Here is an 18,288-nt window from a genome sequence, read left to right as displayed (position 1 = left end):
GGAGGAGAAGAATGATGAGAAATACCCAGCAAGAGGTGATGCAGTTCATCAAGGAACAGGATGTTCGGTTTGCCCGTCTGGTCTTCTGCGATATTTTCGGACAGATCAAGAATATTTCCATCTCAGCAAGTGAGCTGGAGCGGGCTTTTTCCAGTGGCATCAGTTTCGATGCATCCTCGGTAAAAGGCTTCCTTTCAGTTGAGGAGAGCGACCTGTTGCTCTTCCCCGACCCTGCAACCCTCTCCATCCTCCCCTGGCGTCCGGCTCAGGGCCGTGTGGTGCGGTTCTTCTGCTCGATAAAAAGGCCCGATGGAACGCTCTTCGAGGGAGACACGCGTTCTCTCTTGCAAGAGACAGTGAGAAAAGCCTCTCTGCAGGGTTACTCCTTTGGAGTAGGACCCGAGTGTGAGTTCTACCTTTTCAAAACTGATGAAGAGGGAAAACCAACCTACCAGCCATTGGATGATGGCACCTACCTCGATGTTGCGCCGCTGGACAAGGGGGAGAATGTACGTAGAGAAATCTGCCTTACCCTTGAACAGATGGGTTTCTACACCGAGCGCAGTCATCATGAGTCAGGTCCCGGGCAGAATGAGATTGACTTCAAGTACGGAACTCCTATTGAGGCGGCGGATAACTTCATTACCTTCAAATCAGTAGTAAAAACCATCTCAGACCGCAGCGGTTTGTTTGCCTCATTCCTCCCCAAACCTATGCAAAGAGAGAGTGGAAGCGGTCTGCATTTCAACCTATCCATCAAGGCTGAGGGGGAACAATACAGCAAGATTGAGGCAGCAATGAGTGCAGGGATTCTGAACAGAATCCAGGAAATATCCCTCTTCCTCAACCCGCTTGCAAACTCCTTCGAGCGACTAGGGTCCTTCGAAGCTCCCAAGTATGTTGGTTGGGGCCGGGCAAACCGCTCCTTGCTCATCCGCATTCCCTACACCAGTGGGGAGTATCGACGGATTGAGGTGCGTTCAGCCGACCCAGCCTGCAACCCGTACCTTGCCATTACCTTACTGCTTACTGCAGCTTTGGAAGGTATTCGTGGAGACCTCCCCCTTGAGGAAGAGTACCAAGGCTCAGCGTATCAGAAACAAACCGGTCGTATGCTCCCCTCCTCCTTGGAAGAAGCCATGGAGCTGGCAAAGCATAGTGATTTTGTACAATCCATTCTCCCTGAGCGTCTGCTTACCTGTTTTCTTGAGGCAAAGGGAGCAGAGTGGAGGTCCTATGAGAAGGCTGTCGACCCATTCGAAGCGAGTCGAAAGGCCTATTTCCTGACGACGTAGAAGGAGTGTCCATGCCTCGAGCGCTGGTGGTGTCATCAACACAGAAAGGATGTGACTCATTGTGTTCCCTCATGCGTGAGTATGACCGATCCATTGAGCTCCTTCACTGTCTAAGCGCAGGAGAGGCTCGGAGACTGGTGCTCGACCAGGAACTCGACTTGGTTGTCATCAATGCACCACTGTTGGATGAATCAGGGGAAGAGCTTGCTGTGATGGTTGTTCAGCAGAGTTTAGCAGGATCCATTCTTGTGGTACGGAGTCAATACTTCGAACAGTCTGAAGCACTCTTCTCCGAACAAGGGGTGCTTGTAGTCAGTAAGCCGGTAATCCGTCAGATGTTCTTCCAAGCCCTTAGCCTCGCACGCTCAATGCGTCGAAGGCTCACGGCAATGCATACAGAGAACGAGAAACTCCACAAGAAAATTGAAGAGATCAAAATCATCGACAAGGCAAAATGGGTCTTGATCGAAAACCTTGGTATGGATGAGCAGCAAGCACACCGCTACATGGAAAAGCAGGCAATGGACCAGCGCAAAAGTCGGTATGCCGTTGCACTCTCCCTACTGAAGACGTATCAGATGTAAATCTAAAGACAAGGAGAATGATATCTATGGCCAAACACATTTTTGTGACGGGCGGGGTTGTTTCGGGTCTGGGGAAAGGCATAACCGCAGCATCACTGGGAAGACTTTTGAAAGCAAGAGGACTGAAGATTGCAGCCCAGAAACTCGACCCCTATATGAACGTAGACCCTGGAACAATGAGTCCGTATCAACATGGTGAAGTATTCGTAACCGAGGATGGTTCGGAAACCGACCTCGATTTGGGACACTATGAACGTTTCATTGACGAGGATCTGAACAAGTACAGCAACCTCACCAGCGGAAGGGTCTATTGGAATGTGCTGTCTAAAGAACGCAGTGGAGCCTATCTGGGATCCACTGTTCAGATTATTCCCCATGTAACCACAGAGATCAAAGAGGCTATCTACGCATTGGACCGGAAGACCGAGGCCGAGGTTATCATTACCGAAATCGGGGGAACCACTGGTGATATCGAAAGCCAACCCTTTCTGGAGGCAATCAGACAGATTGGTCACGAGGTAGGACAGGATAACTGTATTTTCATCCATGTAACGCTGGTGCCCTATTTGAAGAGTAGCAAAGAGCACAAGAGCAAGCCAACCCAGCACTCGGTGAAAGAGTTGATGGCTAGTGGTATCTTCCCCGATATCATTGTGACTCGCAGTGACGAACCGCTTGAGGAGAGCATCAAGGATAAGATTGCCCTTTTCTGCAATGTAAACCGCGACTGTGTTATTGAAAACAAGACGGTACCGGTACTCTATGAAGCACCGATGATGCTGCGCTCCGAGAAGCTTGACGAGATTGTCTGCAGGGAACTGAAGTTGCAAACAAGAGAGCCCGATCTCTCTGATTGGGAGGCAATGCTCACCCGTATTGCAGGTGCAAAAAAACAGGTTCGCATTGCCTTGGTAGGAAAATACATCCAGCTTCATGATGCATACCTCAGTGTTATGGAGGCACTCAAACATGGTGGATGGGAACACGGTGCAGAAGTCCAGATAGATTGGGTGGACAGTGAATTGGTCACTAAAAATACGGTCGACAAGCTCCTCTCTGGGGCAGATGGTATCCTGGTCCCTGGTGGCTTTGGAGACCGAGGCATCGAAGGGAAAATCCTCTCAGCCCAGTACGCCAGAGAACAACAGATTCCCTATTTGGGAATATGTCTGGGGATGCAAATCGCCGTCATCGAATTCGCACGTCATGTAGCAGGGTACCCAGACGCACACTCCTCTGAATTTGCACCTGATTCACAGCACCCAGTCATCGCCCTGATGCCCGACCAGCGGGGCAACATCCCCAAGGGGGGTACCATGCGACTTGGCTCTTACCCTTGTGTGGTAAAACCGAATACGCATATGAGCAAGGTGTACAAGCAATCTGAGCGTATTGGAGAACGTCACCGGCACCGCTATGAGTTCAACAATGCATTCAGGGAAATCCTTCAGGAAAAAGGCCTCGTCATCTGTGGCACCAGTCCTGATGAAACTTTGGTGGAAGCCGTGGAGATTTCATCCCATCCGTTCTTCATCGGAGTACAATATCACCCTGAGTTCAAGAGCAGGCCCAACCGCCCGCATCCACTTTTCAGCGGCTTCATCGCTGCATCTCTTGCGCATAAGAGTTGACAGTTTGCTCACTCTGCGATAGTTTTGTGTATGCATTCAGGGGCCATAGCTCATCTGGTAGAGCGACTGGTTCGCAATCAGTAGGTAGAGGGTTCGAGTCCCTTTGGCTCCAGCACAGAGACCCGTCTCGAAAGAGGCGGGTTTGTTGCGTTTCTGAGAACAAAATCCTCTTTGATCTCATTGTTCCACGATTGCCTTTTTAAATATACAATGGTAAAATGCAACGGCTTGCAACAAGAAGAAGCAGGGAATCGAACAGATGTCAACTATCGTCTGCAAGCCAGACATCTGATACACAAGAGGAGAGAAAACGATGAAAAAACTACTGATGGTTTTGGTAGTGCTACTTACATTGGGACTTCTGTTTGCAGCAGGCAGGACAGAAACCAAGGCTGAAACAGAAGCAATTGAACTGGAATGGTGGACATGGGACCCTGACATGCTTGAACAGAATCAACAGATTATCAGCGCCTTTGAAGAAGCTAATCCAGGTGTGAAAATCAACAACACCATTGTCGGGACCAAGGAGTATTGGACAAAAATCCGTATCCAGGCAAACCAGAACAAGTTGCCTGATGTCTTTACCATGAGCTCTGGGTATATTGAGGAGTGGGCGAAGGCCGGGCTTCTCTACAACCTCGACGCTTTCATTGAGAGTGATGATACCTTCGACAACTTCTATCAATCCATATTCGATTCAAGCCGGGAGATCAGCAACACAGACAGTTACTACGCCATCCCCTTTGCCCTGGTAACTACGGTGCTCTACTACAACAAGGATGCCTTCGATGCAGCTGGGGTTGCCTACCCAACTGATGACTGGACTTGGGACGACTTCAGGAAAGCCGCCAAGCAGCTTACTCTTGACAAGAATGGAGACGGGAAAACCGACCAGTGGGGACATTGGTTCTACGGACGTTACGCTCACATTGAGCCTTGGGTGTATGCGAACAATGGAAAGCTCATCGACAAAAATACCATGCAGTTCAATCCTGATAAAAACGCAATGGATGCTATCAAAATGCTGTGTGACTTGGTGCTTGTGGACAAGGTAGCCCCTCCCCAGAAGGATATGACCAGCTTCCAACAGCAGGATGTATTTTCTCAGGGAGTGGCGGCTATGTGGGTTGATGGATCATGGTTCGTCGATACACTACGCAAGAACGTCGGTGATGATATGAGATGGGGCATTGCACGGGTTCCCAGTGGTCCTTCCGGTCCTAGCGAACTTACCTATGGATGGCCTGACAGTTACGCCATTGCTCCAAATACAAAACATCCTGAAACGGCATGGAAGTTTGCCAAGTACGTGGCAGGAGAGGGTATCAGCTTGGATGTATATATGGCTGGCAAGATTCCCTCTGCAAAGAAACTTGCAGAAGATCCCCTGTTTGCCGATCCCAGTCAACAGCCTGGAGAAGAGATGAACCTCCTGATCGAACAGGCCAACGGTCCCATGACCACCAGCTATACCATGGGATGGAGCGAATGGAGAGGCTATGGTGGATCGGAATCTCTTGGCCTCAACGGTACTATAGATGCAATCATCAACGGACATATGGGTTTTGATGAGGCGTTCAAGAAGGGAACTGAGAACATCAACGCCGTCTTGAAGCGATACTACAAGTAGATTACAATTTTATAGGTCGGTTGCCTGGGGCTCCAGGCAACCCCATAACCAGTAAGGATATCAATTGATGACCCAGCCACCATACCGATGGCACAGCAAGATCACCCCATGGGTATTCATCATCCCTACGGTAATCGGACTGCTTGTGTTCAGGCTCATCCCAATCGTCTCATCCCTGTACCTCAGTTTTACTGATTGGAACCTCTTAAGCTCTCCTGTATTCATTAACATGGAAAATTACCAAGAACTGCTGTCCAGCGAGGATTTTCTGGGAATTGTGCTGAACACCTTTCAGTTCTCCTTGATCTACGTAGTAGGATCCATCGTCTGTGGACTTGCCCTCGCCGTGCTTATCAATGTACGAATCAAGGGAATTGCCTTCTTTCGTTCTGCCATCTACCTCCCGGTGGTGACCTCTGCTGTAGCAGTGGGTATCATCTGGAACTGGATGCTTGGGCCAACCTACGGATTGGTAAACAACCTCATCGAGGCAATTGGGCTGACCCCACCGTACTGGCTTGGGGATACCCGCCTTGCCTTGAACACCGTAGCTTCGGTACAGGTGTGGAAGATGAGTGGCTACTACATGATTATCTTCCTAGCCGGCTTGCAAGGAATAAACAGGGACACACTGGAATCGGCACGGGTCGATGGAGCCAATGCATTCCAGAGTTTTTTCAGAATTACCCTGCCCATGCTGATGCCGACCCTGTTCTTTGTACTCACCATCACCATCATCGATTCGTTCAAGAACTTCGAGCTGATATACGCCATGACCAAGGGGGGGCCACAGAACGCAAGCAATACCTTGGTCTATGACGTATACCTCAATGCATTCGTCTACTACCGGGTAGGATATGCTTCTGCAATTGCCTACATTCTTCTGATATTCGTAGGCTTGATGACCATCTTCAACTTCTACATCAAGAAGCACCTGGTCCAGAGTTTGGATTGAGGAGGAGTTACATGAAACAAAAACAAGCAGATCGCTACCGGCTCCTCTTGATCGCCTTGGTTGCAATCATCTACATCTTCCCCTTTCTCTGGATGCTCTCCAACTCATTCATGTCAGAGAAGAACATCTTCTCAGTCCCACCAAAGTTCATCCCTGACCTTCTCTTCACCGACCAAGTGCTCGACAACTACAAGGAGGTCTTCACCCAGTACAACTTCGGCAGATACACCATCAACAGCCTCTGGGTATACACTTTGGCAGCATTTGGACAGATTGTGGTTTGCTCCTTGGCTGGTTTTGCCCTCTCCACGATGCAATTCAGGGGGAAAGCCCTGATCTTCTCCCTTTTGATTTTCACCCTTATGATTCCCGTGCAGGTGACTATCATCCCTGAGTATTATCTCTTCCTAAAACTCAACTGGATGGATACCTATCTCCCCTTAATTGTGCCTTCTTTCCTTGCCGGCGCCTTTGGCACCTTTATGCTCAAGGAGTTTTTTTCCCAGGTACCCCGCCCACTCTTTGACGCGGGTATCATTGACGGGGTGAATGCCTACCAGATGTTCGCACGCATCTACCTGCCCCAGGCAACCAGCCCTTTAGCTACCCTCTTCATCATAGCCTTCATGAACAACTGGAACGACCTGTTGCGTCCAATGCTCTACATCTCAAGCCGCGATCTCTATACGGTTACCATCGCCCTCTCCCAGTTCCAGAACCAGTATGGAGTCAAGTGGAATCTACTGTTAGCTGGAAGTGTACTCTCCGTGCTTCCCCTGCTTGTCATCTTTGCGTTCAGTCAACGGTACATTATTGAGAGCACCATGAGCTCAGGAATCAAGGGGTAGCATGAGAAACACCATCATTACAGAGACCCACCAAAACGGTGAAATACAACGTTTTCAAGTTATAACGGGGTTTGCTTGGGAAAACCTGCAATTTGCTGTTCCTGAGTTCGATCCAAGAGCCATTACAGAGATTGCAAGGTTGTACCGACTCAACATCGTGGAGAAGAACCCCTCTGCCTATGGGAGGTTGGTTTTTTTCCATGTTCCTGACGATATTGCGTTTCCTTTTTCTGACCACAGTGGAACTTTGCAGTTTTTCTCGAAGAACATTACTGCCAAAATACAGCTCCAGAAGCTTGTCCGTGAAGGGAATCTTCATTGGGCAGGAGTATGGAAATGTAGGGATACCTCTGTTGAGGAATTTCTGGGCCAATTGGAAGCAACGCATGTTCTTGAGATGGTTACAGGAAAGAAAGATGAAATCACCTTCATCCCCATTGATGGCAAGGTAGGATTTCTCTCCTCCCTTACATTTCCCCTTGCAGTTAACTCCCATTTCTTCCTGATGGATCCCACCGACCTCGATTCCCCGTTTTGTGAGCTTGGGACTCCTCATGGTCTTGCACTCAAGGATGGAGTGGTACTCAATCCACCGCTGAACCATCGACCCTGTCTATTGGTGGACAATACGGGAATTTGCTATACCACACAGGTTGAATTGACTGATCTGGTTATAGAACTCGATTCCATGCACTACAGACACAACAAGAATGCAATCTTTTACTTCCGACCTGAAGTACGCGTCACTCCACCTTGCAACGGTACTGATGTCGTCATTACCGGAAATACAGTTGTGGCAGTGAATCGAGGAGGAAACACCATAGTACCGATGGCTGGGTTTGTTCTCAGCCTACCCAATGAGATCTCTCTTAAGGATACCACTGTTCATTTTCTTGGTTTGGAGGCATACCAGTTCGGTATCCAGGTAGGGCCTCCCATGATGCGTAAATCCATGATGGTCGACTCTCTCTGTTGTCCTTTCTACAACCCACTGGTTGAGCAGGTTCCCTACCCATCAACCGTCTATCCCCTCCCATTTGAAACTGCCCGTGCAGCACGCATCGCATTGGGAACAAACAGTGAGGGCAATCCGGTACTCGTGTGGGCAGAGGGAGCAAGCAAACGAAATTACCTGGTGGGGGAGGAGAGCTCAGGGGCATCCCTGCTTGAACTGGCACAGTTCTGTGACAGGCAACACTACCAAGAGATTATCAATCTTGATGGAGGGGGATCGGCACAGATTATCTATGAAGGGAAGCGGTATCTAAAAATTGCCGATCGGTATGAGGACAACAGCGAAGCTGAGCGCCCGATCCCTCTTGCACTGGTTTTTAGTGCTTCCTGTTCGCAGTAAAAAGGACCAAACCCGAGATAAACAACAGCACCAAGCAAAGTGTGATCGCGGGGTTGTAGGAACCAGTACTATCGGCAATCCACCCACCAACACCGGGAGCAATGATTCCTGCCAGTCCATAGGAAAGGAATACCAGAGGATAGCGCTTGGAAAACGCTTCCACCCCATAGGCTCTTGAGAGATACCCCGCATAGAGCACAAACTGAGAGCCAAACAAGAATCCAAGAACAAGTACACTTGCTAGGAATACAAATCCACCCGAAGCGAAGCGCAACAGCATATAGAAAAGCGAAGCAAGCAGAAGCGACCAGGGAATGACACGATAGCCTGTCTTGTCAAAGATATGCCCCCAAATGATTCTACCACTCAGGTTCCCAACTGAGAACAAGACAACTGAAAGCACTGTCATTTCCTCCACAAGTCCCTTGGAGAGGGCATAGGGAGCAAGGTTGCCCACGAGGAGCAATCCAGCAAAGGTTCCACTGAACATTCCGAGGATGCTAAGAAGCATGGGCTTCTTTACGTTTTGATGGACTTGCATCTCCCCTAATTCCTTTCCAGTGGATGCTGGAGGAGAGGAAAGCAACAGCGAGGCAAAAAATAGCAGCGAGCCACTGATAAGACTATAGAAGAGGAAGAAACGATCCAAGGAAATACCCGAGAGCTTGCCTGCCTCAATGCAGGAAGAAAGAATGATTGCCCCTCCTCCAAATCCGCCTACAGAGAGACCGGTGATCAGGCCCTTTTGGCGAGGGAACCACTGCATCCCAACCGAAAGAGGAACAACATAGGCAAAGCCAATCCCAGACCCTGCGATAACTCCTACTGCAAGCAACAAGAGGGGAAAGGAACCGTGGGAACGGGATGCGAGGAAATATCCTGCCAGATACAGGAGCGCACCAATGAGGGCAGGAATCCTTGGACCTTTCCTGGCCAAGAGGTGGCCGGAGTAGACCATGACCAAGGTAAAAACAGCAATACTCAAGCCGAATACAAAACCGCTCTCCCCGTTGCTGATACCATAACTCTCTGCAAGCCATGGGGTAAGGGTACTCCAAGCATAGATCCCCCCCAGTATGGTTTGCATAATCAGTCCGGCAATCAGGACAATCCAACGATTGTGCATCGTCACTCCTCAAGAAAAATTTTAGGCAGTATAGAAATTTTGTCCTCCTGGTGCAAGCATCATGGCAGAATTTCTCAGGAGGCACCGTACGTTCCCTATTTTAGATGGCGGAGGATCAGATATTGGATCATGAGGGCAGAAAGAACACCGCAAGGGAAACGGCAAGATAGCTAACCTTTGCTCCCACACAACTCAAAAAGGTTTAGGATGGAAAGCTTTGGAAGAGAGCGTATTCCAATTTGAGACAGTACTGGATGAATATTTGGAATGGAATATGAAGCATTTTGGACCTTAGGAAAAAGCCCAAAACAAAACCCTCCGACCGGGAGGGCTCTTTGGCTACTCAGGGTTATTTCCTTCGGTTATTCCCCTTCTTCACCACCACAATTACATCGTATCATCGTTCAGGAAAACCGTCAAATTTTTTCGTATCAGGAATATACTTTGTTCTTGACATTACTGTGTAACACACACTCTTATATAACTAAGAGGTTTCATATGGACAGTAGAGAGCTTCTTGCCAACTTTATAACAGAACTCAACCGAGGGACGTTAACACTCTGTGTTCTCAGCCAACTCACCACTCCACAGTACGGGTACTCCCTGTTGCAGATACTTTCGGAAAAGCATATAGCGTTGGAAGCCAACACGCTCTATCCCATGCTCAGAAGACTGGAAACCCAAGGGGTCTTGGAAAGTAGTTGGAATACCAGCGAAAACAGACCAAGAAAGTTCTACCAACTCACTGAGGAAGGAAAGACAATCTTCACAGCGCTTACAAACAAATGGAAAGAGCAACAATCGCACATAGAAGCGTTGCTCGGGGAGGAGAGCCATGCATAAGCTCATCAGCCGATATATTGCGGAGACGGTTCGTCATCTAAAAGCTGAAGAACGGGTAGAGGTAGAGAAAGAACTCGAGGCCAATATTCTCGATATGTTGCCAGAAAACCCCAGTGACAACGAGGTTGAACAGACACTCTTGTCAATGGGATCACCCTCTTCACTGGCAGCGAAATACCGTGGAAGTGAACGCCACCTCATAGGTCCTGCAACGTATGATACATATGTAATGGTACTCAAGATTGTTACCTTGGTAGTCTCCCTGGTTACCTTGGTATTTACAACGCTCTCTTTCTTCCTCTCCCCATCCGGTCTATCAATCTTTGAAATGGTTGCAAAGGCACTGGCATCAATCTTCAGTGGTGCATCAGGAGCGTTCCTGTGGGTTACCATCACCTTCGCCTTACTCGACAGGTATCAGGTAAAAACCGATATCAAGGAATGGAATCTTCCTGAACTGCGTAGCCTTGAGGAAATCCCAACCAAGGAGATCAAGAAGAAGGACAGTATTGCCGACTTGGTAGGCTTGTCACTCTTCTTCCTATTCCTGGGATTCTTGTACATGAACAGTGATTTGCTGGGAATCTACACTAAAGATGGGGAACCAATTCCCCTATTTATTGGAACCTCTTTACGCCCCTACCTGATAGGTTGGATGGTGACCACCACCATCGCCTTCTTCGTGGCAATGCTCAAGATGGTTAGGAGACGATGGACAAAACCCCTACTGGGGTTCAGTGCAACCTCCGATCTACTGGGAGTCTTCTACTTCTTCTTCATTGCCACTCGTTGGCAGATTTATAACCCGGATGCCTTACTGTTCTTCAACCTAGCCATTGAACAGTGGCAGATCATCATCAAGGCAGCGGCTGTGGTACTGCTCTTGCTCACCCTCTTCAGCATCGGGGAAGATACCTACACCACACTCAAGAGAACCGAACCTGACGAATCTGGGAAAGTACCTGTTCGGTAATCTGCTTTGACTCCTGGATGAATGGATTATCATCGAGGCTGCCGAGCACTGCGTTTCGCTCTTCAACAGTACGGTAGGTACTAAAGCGGAACCGGTTGTTGAAATCCTTCTCCTTTGTCTTGAAAACCTGATTTTCAATCTCAATGCGGATTACAGCTACCTCATCCACCACCTGCTCCCACTGACCTTCGTTGATTGCATTGCAACCCAAGATTGCGTGCAACGTGGCAAGTGCATGCAAAGCACGGTCTTCCTCATAGAGGGAGAACCAGTAGGCATAGGCATCATGCACCTCGCCCCAAGAGGTAATGGAACCTTCCTTCAAGCCGTCCCTGAGTGCATCAAACCGACGCTCGGGGACCAGTTGTCCCCCAATATTGAGCCAAGGCTCAAGAGAAGCATCATGGGTCTGTTGAAACTCACTGATGGTAATTTCATGGCCAATACAATACTCACTGAGTGTCTTTACAGCATAGTATCGGAGCATCTGCTGATATGCTTGGTATGCTTCCACCGTCTTGAGCACCTCAACCGGTTCGTTGCTGTTCTCCAACTCCCAGACATACATCTGCATTGACTGTACCTCTGAAGGCTTGCTGGTGATCAGACTGCGACCTTGGTTGATGAGGTCACCTCGTTCCTGGGAAGCAGAACGGGTTCTATTGTAATTGATTCCCACCCACTCACAAAGCAGGTCACATGCTTCCAAAATTTCATTGACCGTATCGGGAGCAAGGTAGTTCGTCTCAATCTGCTGACGGATGACCTTCCGCTTGTCACGCTTGCGATACTTGTAGCTGTTACGTTCCAAAGCATACAGATTGTACATCCACCAATAAGCAGGCATTACTACCCTTCTGCCCTCCTTGGAGTCCGCACTCAGCAGACTGAATGGAAGGGGGATGTTCAACTCATGGGGATAATTCCCCTTGGCGATCAAGACATAACTTGCAAACTTGCAGTCATACTTGAGCGTACTGCTGAGAGCAGGCCAAAACCCCCTGCCCGCAACCATCTCCCCGTCATTTCCACGGCTGTTGTGATTGGAGCCGATATTTGCACCTGCTGCCATGTTGGACTGTCCCTTGATCAAGCTTGCAATCAGGAAGGAGTTGTTATGGTGCTGCTCATGTCCCCCAAAGATAAGGTTGTTGAGTAGTTCACAACAACTAACCGTTGAGTTGTCCCCAAGGAAGGAGTGGATAAGACGGGCACCATACTTGAGATTACAGTTGTCCCCCATGATGAAACGGATTGCCTTGCATCCATAGAACACCCTGCTCCCCGCACCAATGATACCATTTACCAGCTCAACACCTTCCCCAATCTGTATTGGTTCAGCCAAGGTGGAACGGAGACGAAGGTTCTTAAGCTTGTTGGCCCCCTTGATATAGGCACCTTCTCCAACCCAGACATCCTTTACAGTATCACATGATTTAATCACTGACTGTTGACCGACAAACCCGTAGTATCCTCGGCGTGTATCACAGGTTTTGTTCGTCAAGGTCTCAAAAATCTGCATCAACTCAGCATCATCCCGGTAGGTACCCCAGAGGTAGGCATCGGAGGGAAGCATTCCATCGAAGGGTCTAATCGCCCTTCCCCCTGCCTCATTCATGATATCAATGGTGGTCAACACCTCTGGGTCCTCTCCATCCTTGAGAATGCCACTGCCGAACTTTGCATGGTTGGTGGTCTGCATCTCCCCAATACGGTAGATGATGACATGATGGTCAAGAATGTAGTGGCTGAGATAGCTACAATCGAGAATGGCACAACTGTCCCCGATATCACAACTGACAATTCTGCTGTTGGTAATCCCTACAGGCACAGAGAAATCATGGAAGCTGACAATCTGACGAGCCATGCTTCCAATACGTACTAAGCCATAGAATTCGCTGTTTTTAATCAAGGAAGGATCAAAGGGGTCACTTACCAGCACATCGTCCCAACAGGGTGAGGTGTTCAAATTCTCCTCCAGCAGCGCTATCTCCTCTTCTTTGAGATGTCGATAGCTTTCTGGATCCTTCTTGTTCCGGATGTTCCTAAGATAATACTCATCCTTTCCCTCAGGAAGAAATTCCGGGGGGATGAACCCATAACCAAACCGCACCTCTGGCAATACCATCACTATGTCATTCATGCAAGAAGTATAGCAACACCTTTCATGCATGCACAATAAACTTGGGCGTCGTCATTGCTTGTTTTATTTTTTTCTTTTGATTACAGTATCGGCATGAAACAAACAACTGCCTCTCTTGGAACAGAATCGATAGGAAAACTGCTGTTGCGCCTTGCTGTCCCTACCATCCTGGCACAGGTGATTAATGCCCTCTATACCATCATAGATAGAATCTATATCGGCCATATCCCAGGTTCCGGTGCGTTTGCATTAAGCGGAATCGGACTGAGCTTCCCTATTATCATGCTTCTGGCCGCATTCAGTATGCTCATAGGAGCTGGAGGCGCACCACAGGCTTCCATCAAACTGGGACAGAAGAGGAAAGAAGAGGCTGATGCCATACTCAGCCAAGCAATAGGCACCCTTATTATCTTGGCTGTCATCCTTATCTTCTTTTTCCAGATCACCAAACGTCCACTCTTGTTCGCATTCGGTGCGAGTTCCCAGACCATCGACTACAGCATTGACTATCTCTCCATCTATCTCTGGGGGACCCCGTTCGTTCTCTTCAGCCTTGGGCTCAATCCATTCATAACTGCGCAGGGATTCAGCAGGACCAGCATGATGACAATGCTTCTTGGTTCAGTGGTGAACATCATCCTCGACCCAATTTTCATCTTTGTACTGGGCTGGGGTATCAAGGGAGCAGCGCTTGCTACGGTTATCAGTCAAGCAGTCAGTGCAACATGGGTGTTGAGCTTTCTCTCTTCAAAGCGTTCCACATTGACCATCAGTTTCAAAAAAATCCGTCCCACCATGAAGGTGATGCTTCCTGTATTTGCATTGGGTATTTCACCCTTCTTCATGATGTCCACCGAGAGCTTGGTGAACATTATCCTCAACTCTACCTTGCAGAAAACAGGTGGGGACCTGGCCGTTGGAGCAATGTCGATTCTTGCATCAGTCATGCTCTTCAGCCTCGCCCCACTGCAAGGGCTTACCCAAGGGGGGCAACCAATACTCTCCTACAACTATGGGGCGGGTAACACAGAACGGGTAAAGGCAGCATTCTCCAAGATATTGATCAGCAGTGCTCTTTTCTCCACCACGGTCTGTCTCATCCTGGTACTCTTCCCGGAACCGGTGGTCCGGATCTTTACCCGTGAACCACTTCTGGTAGAAAGAACCAGTGAAGCAATGCGAATCTTTAGTGCAGGATTCTGGATGCTTGGTTTCCAGATTGCCTGCCAACAAGCATTCATATCCTTCTCAAAAGCCAGAATCTCACTCTTTCTCGCCTTCCTAAGAAAAATCATCCTGCTTATTCCCTTGGTCTTCCTGCTCTCATCCCATTTTGGTATGCGAGGAGTGTTTCTGGCCGAACCTATCGCTGATGTCCTGGCAGGAGTCACTACTACACTGCTCTTCTTCCTAAATTTTAAGAAAATCATAGCGGAAAGTGGTAAATAGCACATACTTTGTGTTTGATAATTACTAATTGAATATACAAATGACCTAACAGTACTGACTCGAATACTTGCGTCACGCTGATGGATATACTACCATATGATTACTATGACAGACTATGATTTGTCTCCGAAGATGAAACGTATGGTCGCCCTGATAAACAAGACTACGATTACTGATCCTGAAGGGCTGACCCCAAAACGCATCGAGGAGCTTAACGCTATATCGATTCCTAATAACTTGGTGATCCGCAGACTTCTTGGCAAGAGTGCGAAGGACATCACCACCAAGACCTTTATCATCCCGGTTACAGATGGGATGATTAGTGGGTATCTTTTTGAAAAGCAAGGTTCACGTGGCATCAGTGATATTACCCCCTTGATCATCTTCTACCATGGAGGTGGCTGGGTTTGGGGAAATATGGACCTCTATAACTTTCTCTGTGCCCATCTTGCCGATATCACTGGAGCTGTAGTGCTTTCAGTTGATTATCGCCTTGCTCCAAAGTACAAATTCCCAACAGCGGTTGAGGACTGTTACGACACCTTGGTCTGGGCAGCAGCGGGATGCCGCTATTGGAAGACAGACCCTGATCGCATCTTCTTGATCGGAGACAGCGCCGGAGGCAACCTTGCCGCAGTGGTCAGTCGCCTTGCACGTGACAGAAAAGGGCCTGCCATAGCTGGCCAGGTGCTGCTCTATCCTGTAACTGACGGCCGGATGCGGACCAATAGTTATGAGAAGCACAAAGATGCTCCTTCCTTGACTGACAAACAGATGGCCTTTTTCATCAACAGCTACCAACGAGAGCCAAAGGATATCCTCAATCCCAACTTCTCCCCCCTGTTGGCAAAAGATCATAGCAGACTTCCCGAAACCCTGATCATCGGTGCTGAGTACGACCCACTCCATGATGATGGGATGCTCTATGCCGATGCATTGGCTTCAGCAGACACCCCGGTAAAATACCTTGAGGTGAAGAAGACCATCCATGGCTTCATTAATTACCCACAGGCTACGGGGACAGAGGAAACCGAAAGTGCCATCATCCAGTTCATCAGCGGCAGGCCGGTAGATCAGGTTGCGTTGATCAGCCGAAAAGAGTGGGCAAAAGCACAAAAGAAAGAGCTGAAAAAGATCAAGAAGCAAAGCAAGCATTATGTCGATGCACGCGTGCAATAGAGTAACGTTAATCCTATTTTTTCCTTAGAAACACCCTGTTTATAGGTATATTTCCCTAAATACAACACTACCCTTCGGACCGTACATTGACAACGGTCGTAGTGCAGGGAAACTGTATATTATTTGCTTCCAAGTAGTTGACTATGGGAATTTCACCTGCTCAAATCCAACAAGAGCAGGCTTTCTTTGCTTCGCCTTGAACACCCCCCCTTGACGAATAAGGCGCAAACGGTAAGATAAGACCAAGAATAATCCCAAAAAACCTTGTGGCCTTTTGCCACATCCCGTTACTGTAGAAATCTTGCAGGAGTTTTCATGGGGGAGGGAGATTTGAATGGCAATTGATTCGGCAAAGATAGAAGAACATGTCCGTGGGATTTTGCTTGCCTTGGGGGAAAACCCTGACAGGGAAGGTCTTTTGGACACCCCAAAACGTGTTGCACAAATGTATGAGGAGTTGTTTAAGGGCATTGCCTATTCGAATGAAGAGATTGCACAGATGTTTGACAAGACTTTTGAAGATGATCTCTATTTGCCGCAAAACAACAATGAAATTGTTATGATGCGCGATATCTCATTCTTCAGTCACTGTGAGCATCATATGGCGCTCATGTATAACATGAAGGCGACTATTGCGTACGTCCCCAACAAGAAAATCCTGGGATTGAGCAAAATTGCAAGGATCTTGGATATGGTAGGCAAGCGGTTGCAGTTGCAGGAACGAATCGGTTCGGACATTGCCCAGATAATGCAACAGGCAACCGGTTCGGAAGATGTCGCCGTCATTATTGAGGGACAACATGCCTGTGTTACCACCAGAGGTATCAAGAACACCAATTCCGTAACGGTAACAACCACCATGCGAGGAAAATTCAATACCGACCAAAATTTCATGAATAGGCTTATGATCATGTATGGGAAAGAGTTGCATGAAAATCACTGAGGAAATTATTGCCCATCCACTTTTCCGTGATTCCCTAGAAAGAAATGAAGAAGCGGAGAAAGAGAGGGTATTCTGCCACCATGATTTCCAGCATTGTCTCGATGTTGCCAGGGTAGCCTATTGCATGGTTCTGGAAAAAAACTTGCCCATTGAAAAGGACATTATGTATGCGACTGCCCTGTTGCATGACTTGGGGAAATGGAAACAATACGAATCAGGGCTTGACCATGCACAGCAAGGAGCCAACCTTGCAGGAATCATTCTTGGTGACATTGGGGTGGAAGAGAAAATCTCTTTGGAAATACAAGATGCCATACGGACCCATCGGTATGCCGAGAACAAAACGTCCCTTTTAGGTGCCATACTATATGCAAGTGACAAGGCTTGCAGACCTTGTCTCTTTTGCAAGAGCCTCAAAGAATGCAAGCTATTTCCTGAAGGCAGAGAACCTTTGCTTCAATACTGACATTCTCCATCGTATTACCATAGACTGGAAACGGAAGGATATGCACATGAAAGATAAGATGACCATAGCTGGCAAAACCTGGGAATGGGGAAGAAAAACCTTTATCATGGGGATTTTGAACGTAACCCCCGATTCTTTTTCTGATGGTGGGCGTTTTTCGAATCTTGAAGCTGCCCTTGCCCAGGCAAGCCGCATGAAAGCCGAAGGTGCCGATATCATCGATATAGGAGGGGAATCAACCAGACCGGGGGCAACAGATACTGTAACAGCTGATGAAGAGCTGAGACGGATAGTGCCAGTCATCCAACAATTGTCAAAAGATATTGAGATACCTATTTCGGTCGATACCTACAAAGCCAAGACGGCACGACTTGCAATCGGGGCAGGTGCACATATGATCAATGATGTATGGGGACTCAAAAAAGATCCTGAAATGGCCGAAGTAGCGGCATCCTTGAAAGCTCCCGTATGCATCATGCATAACCGCGAGACACCTGTATATGCCAATCTCATGAAGGACATCCTCCTTGATCTGGAACAGAGCCTTGAGATTGCCTTCAAAGCCGGCGTGAAGGAAGAACGTATAATACTGGACCCTGGCATTGGGTTCGGAAAAACCTGGGAACAAAGCCTGTTGGTGATGAGAAACCTCGAGATGCTACGGGAACTTGGCTTTCCCGTTCTCCTTGGGGCTTCAAGGAAAAGCTTCATAGGCAAAACCCTGGGATTGGAAGTACAGGACCGTCTGGAGGGAACCTTGGCTGTTACGGCCATAGGTATCATCAAGAAAGTGGATATCGTGCGTGTCCATGATGTATTGGGAAATGTACGGGTAGCCAGGATGACTGACAAGATAGTGAGGTAAAGTC

16 protein-coding genes and 1 tRNA gene are annotated in these 18,288 nt (G+C 48.3%); 15 read left to right on the top strand and 2 right to left on the bottom strand.

Annotated elements, in window-relative coordinates; translation table 11 throughout:
* The first annotated feature begins 14 nt into the window (after positions 1-14).
* From DYP60_RS01005 to DYP60_RS00970, 8 genes are all read left to right on the top strand, one after another.
* Positions 15-1,295 carry a glutamine synthetase family protein gene (locus tag DYP60_RS01005; protein WP_206363084.1) on the top strand — a complete coding sequence of 427 codons (1,281 nt, stop codon included), beginning with the start codon at positions 15-17 and terminating at the stop codon, positions 1,293-1,295.
* A gap of 11 nt (positions 1,296-1,306) precedes the next feature.
* Positions 1,307-1,879, top strand: coding sequence for an ANTAR domain-containing response regulator (locus DYP60_RS01000; protein ID WP_117329000.1), 573 nt, complete (start codon positions 1,307-1,309; stop codon positions 1,877-1,879).
* Positions 1,880-1,905: 26 nt separating this feature from the next.
* Positions 1,906-3,510: a CTP synthase gene (locus DYP60_RS00995; protein WP_117328999.1), complete on the top strand. Its 1,605-nt coding sequence runs from the start codon at positions 1,906-1,908 to the stop codon at positions 3,508-3,510.
* A gap of 39 nt (positions 3,511-3,549) precedes the next feature.
* Positions 3,550-3,622 (top strand) — tRNA-Ala (locus DYP60_RS00990).
* A 201-nt stretch (positions 3,623-3,823) separates the two neighbouring features.
* Positions 3,824-5,140, top strand: coding sequence for an ABC transporter substrate-binding protein (locus DYP60_RS00985; protein ID WP_117328998.1), 1,317 nt, complete (start codon positions 3,824-3,826; stop codon positions 5,138-5,140).
* A 67-nt stretch (positions 5,141-5,207) separates the two neighbouring features.
* Positions 5,208-6,095, top strand: a complete 888-nt coding sequence (locus DYP60_RS00980) for a carbohydrate ABC transporter permease (RefSeq protein WP_117328997.1) — start codon at positions 5,208-5,210, stop codon at positions 6,093-6,095.
* A gap of 11 nt (positions 6,096-6,106) precedes the next feature.
* On the top strand, positions 6,107-6,943 hold the full coding sequence (locus tag DYP60_RS00975; RefSeq protein WP_117328996.1) for a carbohydrate ABC transporter permease: 837 nt from the start codon (positions 6,107-6,109) through the stop codon (positions 6,941-6,943).
* Between the two features lies 1 nt (position 6,944).
* Positions 6,945-8,297, top strand: a complete 1,353-nt coding sequence (locus tag DYP60_RS00970; protein ID WP_117328995.1) for a phosphodiester glycosidase family protein — start codon at positions 6,945-6,947, stop codon at positions 8,295-8,297.
* Here DYP60_RS00970 and DYP60_RS00965 read toward each other — a convergent pair.
* The gene (locus DYP60_RS00965; protein WP_117328994.1) at positions 8,275-9,423 is read right to left on the bottom strand and encodes an MFS transporter; all 1,149 of its coding nucleotides are present in this window, start codon (positions 9,421-9,423) and stop codon (positions 8,275-8,277) included. The two genes, DYP60_RS00970 and DYP60_RS00965, sit on opposite strands and share 23 nt — an antisense overlap.
* Positions 9,424-9,921: 498 nt before the next feature.
* On the opposite strand from DYP60_RS00965, the gene DYP60_RS00960 reads away from it, so the two are divergent.
* Together DYP60_RS00960 and DYP60_RS00955 are read left to right on the top strand one after the other, a co-directional pair.
* Positions 9,922-10,266 (top strand): PadR family transcriptional regulator, encoded by a 345-nt coding sequence (locus DYP60_RS00960; RefSeq protein WP_117328993.1) that lies wholly within the window; start codon positions 9,922-9,924, stop codon positions 10,264-10,266.
* A complete protein-coding gene (locus DYP60_RS00955; RefSeq protein WP_117328992.1) occupies positions 10,259-11,239 on the top strand; it encodes a hypothetical protein in 981 nt (326 codons plus the stop codon). The genes DYP60_RS00960 and DYP60_RS00955 overlap by 8 nt, the downstream gene beginning before the upstream one ends.
* Here DYP60_RS00955 and DYP60_RS00950 read toward each other — a convergent pair.
* Positions 11,193-13,382: a DUF4954 family protein gene (locus tag DYP60_RS00950; RefSeq protein ID WP_117328991.1), complete on the bottom strand. Its 2,190-nt coding sequence runs from the start codon at positions 13,380-13,382 to the stop codon at positions 11,193-11,195. The two genes, DYP60_RS00955 and DYP60_RS00950, sit on opposite strands and share 47 nt — an antisense overlap.
* Positions 13,383-13,475: 93 nt before the next feature.
* Here DYP60_RS00950 and DYP60_RS00945 point away from each other — a divergent pair, with 93 nt between their 5' ends.
* The 5 genes from DYP60_RS00945 (at position 13,476) to folP (ending at position 18,284) form a co-directional block, all read left to right on the top strand.
* Positions 13,476-14,831, top strand: coding sequence for an MATE family efflux transporter (locus DYP60_RS00945; protein ID WP_117328990.1), 1,356 nt, complete (start codon positions 13,476-13,478; stop codon positions 14,829-14,831).
* Positions 14,832-14,927: 96 nt separating this feature from the next.
* Positions 14,928-16,010 (top strand): alpha/beta hydrolase, encoded by a 1,083-nt coding sequence (locus tag DYP60_RS00940; RefSeq protein ID WP_240622804.1) that lies wholly within the window; start codon positions 14,928-14,930, stop codon positions 16,008-16,010.
* Between the two features lie 334 nt (positions 16,011-16,344).
* Positions 16,345-16,953 carry a GTP cyclohydrolase I FolE gene (gene folE, locus DYP60_RS00935; protein WP_117328989.1) on the top strand — a complete coding sequence of 203 codons (609 nt, stop codon included), beginning with the start codon at positions 16,345-16,347 and terminating at the stop codon, positions 16,951-16,953.
* Positions 16,940-17,419 (top strand): HD domain-containing protein, encoded by a 480-nt coding sequence (locus tag DYP60_RS00930; protein WP_117328988.1) that lies wholly within the window; start codon positions 16,940-16,942, stop codon positions 17,417-17,419. The genes folE and DYP60_RS00930 overlap by 14 nt, the downstream gene beginning before the upstream one ends.
* A 46-nt stretch (positions 17,420-17,465) precedes the next feature.
* Complete coding sequence (gene folP, locus DYP60_RS00925; protein WP_117328987.1) at positions 17,466-18,284, top strand: dihydropteroate synthase; 819 nt, start codon at positions 17,466-17,468, stop codon at positions 18,282-18,284.
* Positions 18,285-18,288 lie beyond the last annotated feature (4 nt).

It is taken from the genome of Sphaerochaeta halotolerans (assembly GCF_003429665.1).
Classification (GTDB): Bacteria; Spirochaetota; Spirochaetia; order Sphaerochaetales; family Sphaerochaetaceae; genus Sphaerochaeta; species Sphaerochaeta halotolerans.
This window is presented reverse-complemented; position numbering and strand designations above follow the sequence as displayed.